We start from the raw sequence: 12,234 nt of genomic DNA on the forward strand, positions 1-12,234 counted from the left end.
AAAACCGGGATCCGGTTTTGGCAACGATCGTGCTCAAATGAAAAGATGACCATGCATAAACTCGAACGTCTCCTGCGCCCGAAATCGATCGCCGTGTTCGGCGGGGCGCAGGCCGCCGCCGTCGTCGCGCAATCAATCAAGATGGGCTTTGCCGGCGAAATCTGGCCGGTGCACCCGACCAAGGACGAGGTCGCAGGCCGCAAGGCCTACCGTTCCGTCGCCGACTTGCCCGGCGCGCCGGACGCCGCCTTTGTCGGGGTCAACCGGCATCTCACCATCGAAGTGGTCAAGGCATTGGCCGAGCGCGGCGCCGGTGGCGCCGTCTGCTTTGCCGCCGGCTTCCTCGAGACCGAGGCCTATGACGAGGACGGCGAGCGGCTGCAGGCCGAGCTGGTCGCCGCCGCGGGTGAGATGCCGATCATCGGCCCGAACTGCTATGGCCTGATCAACTATGCCGACGGCGCGCTTTTGTGGCCCGATCAGCATGGCGGGATCAGACTGGCCGAGGGCGGCAAGGGCGTCGCCATCATCACTCAGTCGTCCAACATCGCCATCAACATGACGATGCAGAAGCGCGGTCTGCCGATCGCGTTCCTGATGACGGCCGGCAACCAGGCGCAGACCGGCCTTTCCGAAATGGCGCTCGGTCTGATCGAGGACGAGCGCGTCACGTCGCTTGGCCTGCATATCGAGGCCTTCGATTCCGTGGCCGGCTTCGAGCGATTGGCGGCGAGAGCCCGCGAGCTGAAGAAGCCGATCATCGCCATGAAGGTCGGCCGCTCGGAACAGGCGCGGCAGGCGACGGTTTCCCATACCGCGTCGCTTGCCGGTTCGGATGCCGCCTCGGGCGCGTTCCTGAAGCGGCTGGGCATCGCGCGCGTCGATTCCATACCGGCCTTCATCGAGGCGTTGAAGCTCTTGCACATCACCGGGCCGCTGCCCGGCTACAGACTGTCGTCGATGAGCTGCTCGGGCGGCGAAGCCTCCGTGATGGCCGACAGCGCGGAAGGACGCTGGGTGCATTTCCCGACGCTAAGCGCCGAGCATCGCGCGCATGTCAAATCGACGCTCGGGCCGCTGGTCGCGGTCGCCAATCCGCTCGACTACCACACCTTCATCTGGAACAACGAGCCGGCGATGACGGCCACCTTCACTGCCATGGTGTCGGGCGGCTTCGACCTCAACATGCTGGTGCTCGACTTCCCGCGCCCCGACCGCTGCTCGGACACCGACTGGTGGGCGACGCTGCGTGCCTTCGAGGCGGCGCTGAAGACCAACAGGGCGCAGGGCGCGATCGTCTCCTCGCTGCCGGAAAACCTGCCGGAGGAATATACCGCCGGGCTGATGGCGCGCGGCATGGTGCCCTTGTTCGGCATTTCGGAAGCGATGGACGCCGCCCAGGCCGCCGCCTTCATCGGCTGGGCCTGGCGCGAGCCGCAGGCGCAGCCGGTCGACACCACGGCGGCGGGCGCTTCCGACGGCGACCACGTCACACCGGACGAAGCCGAGGCCAAAGCGCGTCTGATCGAGGCCGGGCTGCCGGTGCCGAAGGGCGAGCGCGCCTCGAACGCGGTCGAGGCGGTGATTGCGTCCATGGCGCTTGGTTTCCCGGTGGCGCTGAAGACGCTCGGCGTGACGCACAAGTCGGAGGTCGGCGCCGTGCGGCTGAACCTCAAGGACGCCGAATCCGTCAGCAATGCCGCGCATGACCTGTTGCCGCTCGGCACCGGGCTCTATGCCGAGCGCATGGTGCGCGACGGCGTCGCCGAACTGATCGTCGGCTTCACCCGCGACCCGATGTTCGGCGCGGTGATGACGCTCGGCACCGGCGGCGTGCTGGTCGAGCTGCTGCGCGACAGCGTGACCCTGATGCTGCCGGCGACGCGCGACGACATCGAGGCGGCGCTGCGTGGCCTGAAGCTCTATCCGCTGCTGGAGGGCTATCGCGGCCGGCCCAAGGCCGACGTCCAGGCCGCCATCGACGCCATCGCCGGCATTGCCGACTTCGTGCAGAAGAATGAAGGCGAAATCGAAGAGCTCGACATCAACCCGCTGATCGTCTGCGCCGAAGGCAAGGGCGCCTGGATCGCCGACGCACTGCTGGTGCTTGGAGAAAAGAAGAATGGCTGACGTCATCACCACCCGCCGCGAAGGCACGATCCTGGAAGTCACGCTCGACCGGCCCAAGGCCAATGCCATCGACCTCAAGACCTCACGACTGATGGGCGAGACGTTCAAGGCGTTCCGCGACGATCCCGGCTTGCGCGTCGCCATCGTCAAGACGGCCGGAGACAAGTTCTTCTGCGCCGGCTGGGACCTGAAGGCGGCTGCGGCCGGCGACGCGGTCGACGGCGACTACGGCGTCGGCGGCTTTGCCGGGCTGCAGGAACTGCGCGACTTGAACAAGCCGGTGATAGCTTGCGTCAACGGCATGGCGGTGGGCGGCGGCTTCGAGCTGGCGCTGTCCTGCGACCTGATCTACGCCTCTGACCATTCTTCCTTCGCGCTGCCCGAGATTCGCGCCGGCACGCTGGCCGACGCCGCGACGATCAAGCTGCCGAAACGCATTCCCTACCATATCGCCATGGACCTTCTCCTCACCGGCCGTTGGATGGATGTGGCGGAAGCGCATCGCTGGGGCCTGGTCAACGAGGTGCTGCCCAAGGAGAAGCTGGAGGACCGCGTCTGGGAAATCGCGCGGCTTTTGGCCAGCGGCCCGCCGCTGGTTTTCGCCGCGATCAAGGAGACGGCGCGCGTGGCCGAGGCGCTGACCTTCCAGGAGGCCATGAACAAGGTGACGCGCAGGCAACTGCCGACGGTCGATATCCTCTACGGCTCGGAGGACAATATGGAAGGCTTCCGCGCCTTTGCGGAGAAGCGCGATCCGGTGTGGAAGGGTAGATAGGCCGCAGACGATGGCGTTCCGTCACACCCCCCTCTGCCCTGCCGGGCGTCTCCCCCGCAAGGGGGGAGATCGGATGTCACGGTCGCTTTCGCCAATTGCCAGCGTCGCAGTTGGATCGCCGGCGCCCAAGCTGCCAATCTCTCCCCCTGCGGGGGAGATGTCCGGCAGGACAGAGGGGGGTGCTCAGGCTCGACCTTCGCGATCGGCCCAAGCGCTATGACCGACTACAAGACCCTCATCGACGCCGAGACCTGGGCTTTCATCGAGAAGACCAATTCCTATTACCCGCCCGACACGATCGACTACACGATCGCAGAGCAGCGGGCGATCTACGACCGGATGTGCCGCGAGTTCTTCGCCGGCTATCCGCAAGGCGTGACGGTCGAAACGACCGCCATCGCCACGCCGACCGCCAGCATCCCGATCCGCATCTATAGCAACGCGGAAACGAACAGCGCCGCAATGGTGCTCTATGTTCATGGCGGCGGATTCATCCTCGGCGGGCTGGACAGCCATGACGATGTCTGCGCCGAGCTGTGCGCCCGCACCGGCTACGAGGTGGTCTCGGTCGATTACCGGCTGGCGCCGGAACATCTGCATCCGGCCGCCTTCGACGACGTGCTAAGCGCCTTTGAATGGGCCGCCAAGACCTATGTTTGCCCTGTCCTGCTTTGCGGCGACAGCGCCGGCGGAAACCTCTGCGCCGCCGTTGCCCACGCAACGCGCGGTCACGTCAAGAAGCCGGCCGGCCAGGTGCTGATCTATCCCAGCCTCGGGGGCGACCACTCGCGCGGCTCCTATGTGGCGCATGCTGACGCGCCGATGCTGACCCTGCGCGATATCGAATTCTACCTGAACATTCGCACCGGCGGCGTGGACCGGACCGGCGACCTCACGCTGTCGCCGCTCGCCGACGCCAATTTCGCCTATCTCCCGCCGACAGTGCTGATCACAGCCCAATGCGACCCGCTGTCCTCAGACGGCGAGGCCTATCGCGACCGCGTCGTCGCGGCCGGCGGGTATGCCTACTGGTTCGAAGAACAGGGGCTGGTGCACAGCTATTTGAGAGCCCGGCATACGGTCGGTCGTGCTCGCACGAGCTTCACCCGCATCGTCGAGGCGGTCTCCGTGCTCGGCAGAGGCGAGTGGATCTGGTGATTTTGCCAAGGCGCGTCGCGTCGAGAATTCAAGCGCCGCGCTTCGGGGCTGATGCCAAAATCGCTGCTCTCTTTTCGGCGACTTGCATGAGACGGGCAAAGACAGCTCTACCAGCCGGGCGCCTGGAGCATTTCACCGTTTCACGGAAACGACGAAATGCTCGGGCTTGTTTGTTCTGACGCAATTCCGGACGGAAAACCGCTCACACTTTTTCTCGAATTGCTCTAGACCGCATTGAACCTTTCCGCCTCAGCCTGCGACTGACGGCCAGGCGCCGCATGGCGCCGGCCGGAAAGGGAGCCCGTATGATCAGAAATCCAGAGCCGCGGTGGTCCGAGAAAGCAACAGGAGCTCGGCGCGATCATCGGCTTCGGGATGGAGACGACGCGCTCGGCTTTCGGCTGATTCCGTTGACCCTGCCAGGCACCCGGCGTATCGTGAACAGGCGGAAAACAGACAATTCTATCAGGGACGAACGAGCCGGAACGCTGCGACTTACCTTGTTTTGCGCGGCGAAATCGGAGGGTTCTTCCGAAGACTTCGGGGGGAGCTCAATGTCTCGCGACCGCGGCTCGTTCGTGTCTTTTCGCGGCGGCGGTTTGCGCCGTGCGATCGTGACCACCAGCGGAATGCTTGCCCTGGCACTGGCTGCCGGCTTTTGCCTCGGCGGTGCGGCAAAGGCTCAGGAAACCCAGATCATCTATCCGGGCTCGATGGCGGTGACCGGCTTCCCCGGCACGATCATCCCGGATTTCGGCTCTCCCGATTCCGAAAAGGGCGGCCTGCCGCCCGGCGTCGACCCGGTCGACGAAACCTTCATCGACACTTCGCAGGCCTCGTTGCGCATTTTCAACGTCTCGCAACTCGGCGGCCCAGCTTCGGGCCAGCTCGTCTACACGCCGCCGCCCTTCGAGGTGACAGCCGGCCAGATCGGCGAGGTGTTCGGCCTCACCTATGACGACGGCGTGCGCGATGGGGTGCCGTCGGGCATTCCGAACCTCTATGCGGCGGCGACCTCGCTGCACGGCATCGAGATCGTCACGCCCGACACCGACGAGGACGGGCGGCCTGAGCGACAGCGCCGCGGCGCCGCCGGCGCCGTCTTCATGAACGGCCAGTTCGGCACCGAAAATGGCGGCGGACCGGGCACCATCTGGAAGATCGACGGTATCTCGGGCGCCGTCTCGAAATTCGCCGACATCGATACCAACAGCGGGCCCGGCATCGGCAACCTCGCCTTCGATCCGACCCATCGTGAGTTCTTCGCTTCGGATCTCGATACCGGGCTCATCCACCGCATCGATATCGAGGGCAATCTGATCGACAGCTTCGACCATGGCGTTGCTGGGCGTCCCGCGCATGGGCTGGCCCCGGTCGCCGACGACGGCGCCGTGATGGACATCCACGACACTGCCTTCGATTCGGAAGACCCCCGAACCTGGGGCTATACGCAGGATGCGCGCCGCGTCTGGGCCGTCGCCTACCATGGCGGGCGGCTCTACTATTCCGTAGGCGAGAAAGCCGAAATCTGGTCGGTCGGCATTGCAAGCGACGGGGGTTTTGGCCGCGATCCGCGCTGGGAACTCACGGTCAAGGCCGACCAAGATTATGCCGTCGCCGATATCGCCTTCGACAATCAGGGTTTCATGTATCTCGCCCAGCGCGGCCCGGTCGAGAACCGCTACGATTACAGCCGCTTCGCCGAGACGGGCAAAGGCGCGGTGATCCGCTACCAGCGCGAGGATCCGGACGATCCGGCAACGGAATCGGTCTGGGCCGAGGTGCCGCAGGAATATGCGGTCGGCTTCCCGCAGGGCAACCGTCAGTCGGCAGGCGGCGTCGACCTACAATACCGCTACGACCCCGAAGGCAATCTTGACACCTCGGTCTGCACTGACACGGTCGTGAACACCGGCGACAAATTGCGCGACAATCCGGAGCTTGCCGAGCGCCTCGCCGCCGGCGGGCCGCTTGCCGTGCATGGCGTGCAGCTCACGCCAAGCAAGCTGGTCAAGCCGGCAAACGTGCCGCCCTTCGGCTCATGGTTCGTCGACTTCGACGGCTATTTCGAAGACCCGGACGTCCAGGGCCATGTCGGCGACGTCCGGGTCTGGCGCCCCTGCGAGGGCCGCGCCGGCTATTATGAGGAAATCCCCGGCGGCTTCCTGCCTCCCGTCTATCCGCCGGACTTTCCGCCGCCCGGCAACCTGCCGCCATGCCTCGATGTCGAGGACGTGCAGTATTTCTGCACACCCCGCGGCCTCCAGGCCGACCTCTATCTCCATGACCACGCCGGCTTTGGCGGCGATTCGATCAAGGCTTTGTCCAAGACACCGGGCGTCGCAGTGACCTCACCCATGTCGCATGCGCCGGGCAAGCCCTACACGATCGGCATAACCGGCCATAATCCGGGCGACACCGTCAATGTCGGGCTCTGCTTCTACCGGAAGTCCGACCGGGACAAGGGCGGCTACTATCCTTGCTGCAAGATGACGCTGCCGCTGAGGACGCCGGTCGTCGAGTGCGAAGCGCCGAGGAGGGACAGATGAGCGGTCTCGTCCCTTCCCGCCCTGCCCCGCGCAAAACCGTCATGGGCACGATCATGAAACCCCTGTCATACGCCAGGCGCGGCGCACGCTGGCTGATGGCGGCCGGTGTCGCGATCGCCATGATGCCGGCAGTGCCGGCGCTTGCGCAGGACAAGGCACCGGCTGGCCAGATCGCCAATCCGGAAGTCTCCGCTGGATCGCGCGGCATCAATCCGGAGCTCGGGCGGATCATCCCCTTCTTCACCAAGAAGGGTGGCCTAAGAGGCTGCGATAGCGTCGAATACGTCTTGAGCTTCGGCATCCATGGCGACCCCCAGGACTTCGACCGGCCAAGCGTGGCGGCCCTTCTGAAGGCGACAAGGCTCGACTTCAAGGACCAGTTGCCGCACGGCTTGCAGATCGTCAGCGTCGACGTCGTCGGCGACGGCACGGGCGCTTCCGGCGGACCGCTGCCCGCCGCTTCGATCAGCACATCGGCCGGCCCAAACGATACGGCCAGCGTTTCCAATTTCCGGATCAGCGCTTCGAACCTCGACGGCGTCGGCGCTGCCGACGAGCGCGTGATCACTTTCCGAATCACGGCCAAGATAGACCATGCCGACTTCGCCGCGCCGGCAACGGTCGATAACCAGGGTGAGATGAAGGTGGCCTTCAGGGGCGGCCCGGCAACCACGATCCCCTCGCACGATCCGGACAAGCCCGACGACGCCGATTTCCTCACCGGCGTGAAAACCTCGATCACGATCGACCTGAGCAAGTGCAACCCGCCGCCTCCGCCTCCCAGCAAGGAATGCTTCAAGGTCGAACGCGGCACGGTCGACTGCGTGCCCGGCGGCGGCGCCTTCATCTATCACATGCCGGTCGGTCCGGAGATGGCCGGCAAATGGGTGCAGCTGTCGACGACGACACCCGGCATCACCATCGCCACCGACACCCAGCAGGTACCTGCCGGCGGCGGCGTGTTGAACTGGAAGATCAGCGGCGCCTCGCCGGGCGAGGCCATCCATCTCGTCGTCACCGGCATCGACACCTATGCCGGGCCGAAGGAAGGCTGGGGACTTTGCTGCACGCAGGAGATCGACATTGACATTCCGCGTGATCTCAGGTGCCCGCCCGAAAAGCAGCCCGACCTCAAGGTGGAGAAGTGGGCAGAGGTGCCGCGCTGCACGATGTCCGGCGGCTGCGACTTCACCATCACGGTCACCAATGTCGGCGATGCGCCCTATAACGGCAAGATCGTGCTCGACGAGGTGTCATTGCCGGCCGGGTCGGTGCTGTCGTCGGGACCGAACCCACCCTGGGTCTGCGCGCCCGGGACGACGCCGATGACCTGCACCCATCCGGCAACCACGCTCAACCCGGGCGCCTCCGCCGTCCTCAAGCTCAGCTTCAAGCCGGCCGGCGGCTGGCAGGGCAGCGTGCTGCGCAATTGCGCCGCCTATGACTACCAGGCGAGCGGCAAGCCGCTGTTCGGCAGCCAGCAGAACGATCGCGGCTGCGCCTCGATCCCGGTCTGCCGCCGTGGCGATCGCGATCCCCAGTGCCAGCCTGCGGCCGAGAAGAAGGTCGACCTGATGCTGAAGAAGCGCGCCCGCATGCCGGTCTGCACGCCGGACGGCATCTGCAGCTTCGTGATCGATATCATCAACAACGGCACCAGCACCTACCACGGGCCGCTGACCGTGATCGACACCTATCCGGGCGGCGCGCCGACCTCCTCGGCCTTCGGGCCCAGCCCGCCATGGACCTGCGGGCCGAACGGCCCCGGCCAGTTCCGCTGCGACAATGCCGGCATCTCGCTGCCGCCGGGTGCCTCGACGCCGATCGTCGTCAAAACGGTCATGCCGGCAAACTACCGGCCGGACACGGTCGAGAACTGCGCCGAGGTGAAGGCCATTGCCGGCGAGGTCGACCTCGCCAACAACAAGGCCTGCGCGACCGAGCGCATCCGCCGTCCGAATGGCGCCAAGCCCGGCTTGCGCATCACCAAGGCGTGCGAGAGCTCGCTGGCCGGTGCGTCTTCGGTATCCTGCCGCATCACCGTGACCAATGCCGGCACTGCTGCCCCCACCGGTCCGGTGCGGGTCAACGATGCCGCCACGCTGGTGTCGGGCGGCGCGCCGGTCGCTGTCCGGACCGTGACCCCGGATGGCACCGACTGGAACTGCGGGCCAGTGCCCGCCAACATGCTGTCTTGCCAGATTGCCGGCGCCGTCATGACGCCCGGAACCAGCCGACACTTCGACGTTACGGTCGGCGGCAATGACGCGTTCGAGAACTGCGCGCGCGGCTCTTTTGGGCCGGCGCCCCGCGACGACATCGTCTATCCGATCGGCCAGGCTTGCGCGAAAGGCGGTGGGGCCTCCACGATCCGCGTCGAGAAGACCGGCGACAGCGAATGCCAGCCAGGTGCGCCCTGCTCGTTCGAGATCACCATCACGAATGAGGGGCCGAATGCCTTCTCCGGTCCGGTCCGCATCGGCGATGCGGTCGGCATCGACGGTCTCGGCAGGCTGGAGGGTGTCAAGATCACCGCGATCGACCCGCCTTTCGGCTGCTCGCCGGAGCCGGCGACGCTGCCGGCGTCCTGCATCGCCAATCTGACGCTGGGCGCCGGCGAAAGCCATACGCATCATGTCACAGTGGTCCTTCCCGACGACGCGCGCCTTGCCACTCTGCGGGGTACGGTCAGCGGACAGAACTGCGTCGGGGTGCTCTCGCCAAACACGCCGGTGCAGGGCGGCGGCGATGTGCTGTCACGCGGCCCAGCCAACGCGCAAGGCGACCGCGGCAAGGCCTATGCATGCCACCCCTTCACCATCAAGCGTGAGGTGAAGAACCAGTGTTCGGGCGGCATGGTGCTCAACTCGGCCGGCCGCTGCGCCTGCCCGGACGGCACCACGTTCCGCAACGGTCAGTGCTCGTCCGGCGGCACCAAGCTTCTGCCGCTGCCAGTGCCGCAGCGCTGCGTCCTACTCAAGGGCCAGATCCGGACCGGGGACGGACGCTGCGTCTGCCCGCGCGGCACCGAGCTGGAAAACGGCAGATGCGTTCAGAGCGAGCAGCCGCAGGAGCCTCAGTGCACGCTGCGTCCCGGCCAGTACCGCGACCAGGAGGGCAATTGCGTATGCCGGCGCGGCGAGCTGGTGAACGGCGTCTGCCGGGTCGCTCCGCCGAAATGCACGATCCGCGGCGCCGTGCCGACACCGGATGGCTGCGCCTGTCCCAAGGGCACGCATGTCGACCGCGCCGCCAAGGCTTGCGTGCCCGACAGGCAGCAGCCGCCCAGCCAGTGCCGCATTCGCGGCCAGGTGCGCAATGCCGATGGCGATTGCGTCTGCCCGAGGGGGACGGCGTTGAAGGGCAAAGCCTGCGTGCCGGTCAGGAAGCCGCAAGCATGCTCCATCCGCGGCCAGTTCCTCAACAAACGCGGCGTCTGCGTGTGTCCACGCGGCACCGAAGTGATCGAAGGTAGATGCGGCAGGTTCGAAGACGCTGTATGCGCGCCGGGCTCGGAGATGATCGATGGCATGTGCCAGCCGATCATCAGGCGGCGCTGCCCGGTCGGAACGGCCGGCCGGTATCCGGATTGCTTCCCGATCCGCAGGCGGCCAGGCTTGGAGATCGATCCGGACCTGCTGCTCAATCCGAATATCCTGCAGCAGTTGGTGCCAAGAAGCCAACCAAGGCTGCAGCGGAACCCGGCGACCGACAACCTTCAGTAAGGCAGCCCATCACTACCGCGCCCGCGAACCCGCCGGAGAAATCCAGCGGGTTCTCTCTTTCCCGCATCGCAGCTCGCGTTTTGCGCGCCCGTCGAGCGAAGCGGAAAACACGCTTCCCCTTGGCCGGACGATGGTCTAGGCAGACCCCCGCGTGCCAGCGCGCAGCACAGCGCGCCGATGAGGATGCCGGGAGAAGCCTTTCATGAGCAAGAAGACCCTGATCGCACCATCGGTGCTGGCGTCGGACTTTTCGAAGCTCGGCGACGAGGTCGAAGCGGTCGCGGCGGCCGGAGCCGATTGGATCCATCTCGACGTGATGGACGGCCATTTCGTGCCCAACATCACTTTCGGCCCACCGGTGATCAAGGCGATCCGCAACCGGACAAAAACCTTCTTCGACTGCCATCTCATGATCGCGCCTGCCGACCCCTACCTGGCGGCCTTTGCCGAGGCCGGCTGCGACGGCATAACGGTCCATGCCGAGGCCGGCCCGCATCTCGACCGTTCGCTGCAAACCATCAAAGGTCTCGGCAAGAAGGCCGGTGTCTCGCTCAACCCGGCGACGCCGGAAACGGCGATCGAATATGTGCTCGACCGGCTCGACCTCATCCTGATCATGACCGTCAATCCCGGCTTCGGCGGCCAGGCTTTCATCCCGGCGATCGTCGACAAGGTGCGAAAGGTCAAGGCGCTGATCGGCGAGCGCCCGATCCGCATCGAGATCGACGGCGGCATCTCGCCGGAAACGGCGCCGCTGGTGACGGCCGCCGGCGCCGGCGTGCTGGTGGCCGGCGCGGCCATTTTCAAAGGCGGCACAGTGGAAACCTATCGGGCAAATATCGAAGCGATCCGCTCAGCCGCCGACAAGGCCGCCCGTTAAAGACGTCGACAGTGCGTTCCTAGCAAAGCCGCCTCGCTAACTAAGGGCTGTTCAGTATACCGAGTTATGTCAAGTCTCCCACTGACGTCAGCCTTTTTTCAAGTGGATTTTACTTTATTCGATAATTGACCCCGCCTTGTCTTAAAGTACGAATATCGCCATCATACGTTTTTAGGCGGCAGTGCTCGGCTGCAAGATACATCGTATGAAATTGCTTGGCCGAGGGACCCTGCAAAACAGGGGCCGGCAACAGGAGTCAAATTGCCATACGGGAACGCCGATACGGGCGAAGGCAAGGGTGCCAAGAGCACGCTGGCCAGTTCGGTCTACCATCAGCTCCGCGAGGACTTGCTGCGGGGAGCTTTGGAAGCCGAGGGCAAGCTGCGCGTCGAATGGGTCGTTTCCCGGTATGGCGCCGGCGCCTCGCCGGTGCGCGAGGCGCTGAACCGCCTGGCCGCCGAGGGATTGCTCGGCCGCCACGACCAGCGCGGCTTCTTCGTGATGCCGGTCAACGCGGCCGAGCTGGAGGAGCTCACCCGCACGCGGTGCTGGCTGGAAGAACGCGCATTGCGCGAATCCATTGCGCACCGCACGGCGGAATGGGAAGAACAGCTCGTGCTCGCGCTGCATCGCCTGGCGCGCGCCGAACGCCGCCAGCCCAACGACCCGGCAGCCAACAATCCGGAATGGGAGAAGCTGCACCGCGCCTTTCATCGGGCGCTGATCTGCGCCTGCCGCTCGCATTGGCTGATCGGCTTTTGCGACCAGCTCTCCGACCAGGCTTCCCGCTACCGGCTGATCTCGCAGCGCGGCCCCGGCTCCGAACGCGACGACTTCGGCGAGCACCGCACGATTGCCGAGCGGACCATGGACGGCGACGCCGACGGCGCGGTCGAGGCCTTGCTCAGTCACTACCGGCTGACGGCGGAGATGTGCATGGCGCAGCTCAGCCCAGGCGACGGTCCGCGGGCTCGCGCAGGCAAGGCCGCGCGCGGCCGCAAATAGCTGCCCATCGCT

At 65.8% G+C, this 12,234-nt stretch carries 7 protein-coding genes; all 7 read left to right on the top strand.

The genetic code is table 11. From position 1 onward, the window contains the following. The first annotated feature begins 51 nt into the window (after nucleotides 1–51). The 7 genes from A9K71_RS13665 (at nucleotide 52) to A9K71_RS13695 (ending at nucleotide 12,222) form a co-directional block, all read left to right on the top strand. Nucleotides 52–2,130, top strand: coding sequence for an acetate--CoA ligase family protein (locus tag A9K71_RS13665; protein ID WP_066996197.1), 2,079 nt, complete (start codon nucleotides 52–54; stop codon nucleotides 2,128–2,130). Further along, complete coding sequence (locus tag A9K71_RS13670) at nucleotides 2,123–2,905, top strand: carnitinyl-CoA dehydratase (protein ID WP_066996079.1); 783 nt, start codon at nucleotides 2,123–2,125, stop codon at nucleotides 2,903–2,905. The genes A9K71_RS13665 and A9K71_RS13670 overlap by 8 nt, the downstream gene beginning before the upstream one ends. A 216-nt stretch (nucleotides 2,906–3,121) precedes the next feature. After that, nucleotides 3,122–4,063 (top strand): alpha/beta hydrolase, encoded by a 942-nt coding sequence (locus A9K71_RS13675; RefSeq protein ID WP_066996082.1) that lies wholly within the window; start codon nucleotides 3,122–3,124, stop codon nucleotides 4,061–4,063. Between the two features lie 554 nt (nucleotides 4,064–4,617). Continuing rightward, nucleotides 4,618–6,612 carry a hypothetical protein gene (locus A9K71_RS13680; protein WP_082980508.1) on the top strand — a complete coding sequence of 665 codons (1,995 nt, stop codon included), beginning with the start codon at nucleotides 4,618–4,620 and terminating at the stop codon, nucleotides 6,610–6,612. After that, the gene (locus A9K71_RS13685; RefSeq protein WP_066996089.1) at nucleotides 6,609–10,337 is read left to right on the top strand and encodes a hypothetical protein; all 3,729 of its coding nucleotides are present in this window, start codon (nucleotides 6,609–6,611) and stop codon (nucleotides 10,335–10,337) included. The genes A9K71_RS13680 and A9K71_RS13685 overlap by 4 nt, the downstream gene beginning before the upstream one ends. A 202-nt stretch (nucleotides 10,338–10,539) precedes the next feature. Continuing rightward, complete coding sequence (gene rpe, locus A9K71_RS13690) at nucleotides 10,540–11,217, top strand: ribulose-phosphate 3-epimerase (protein WP_066996092.1); 678 nt, start codon at nucleotides 10,540–10,542, stop codon at nucleotides 11,215–11,217. A 261-nt stretch (nucleotides 11,218–11,478) separates the two neighbouring features. Beyond that, nucleotides 11,479–12,222, top strand: a complete 744-nt coding sequence (locus A9K71_RS13695) for a GntR family transcriptional regulator (protein ID WP_066996094.1) — start codon at nucleotides 11,479–11,481, stop codon at nucleotides 12,220–12,222. Nucleotides 12,223–12,234: the final 12 nt, after the last annotated feature.

The organism is Mesorhizobium sp. WSM3873 (assembly GCF_001672445.1).
Lineage (GTDB): Bacteria > Pseudomonadota > Alphaproteobacteria > Rhizobiales > Rhizobiaceae > Mesorhizobium.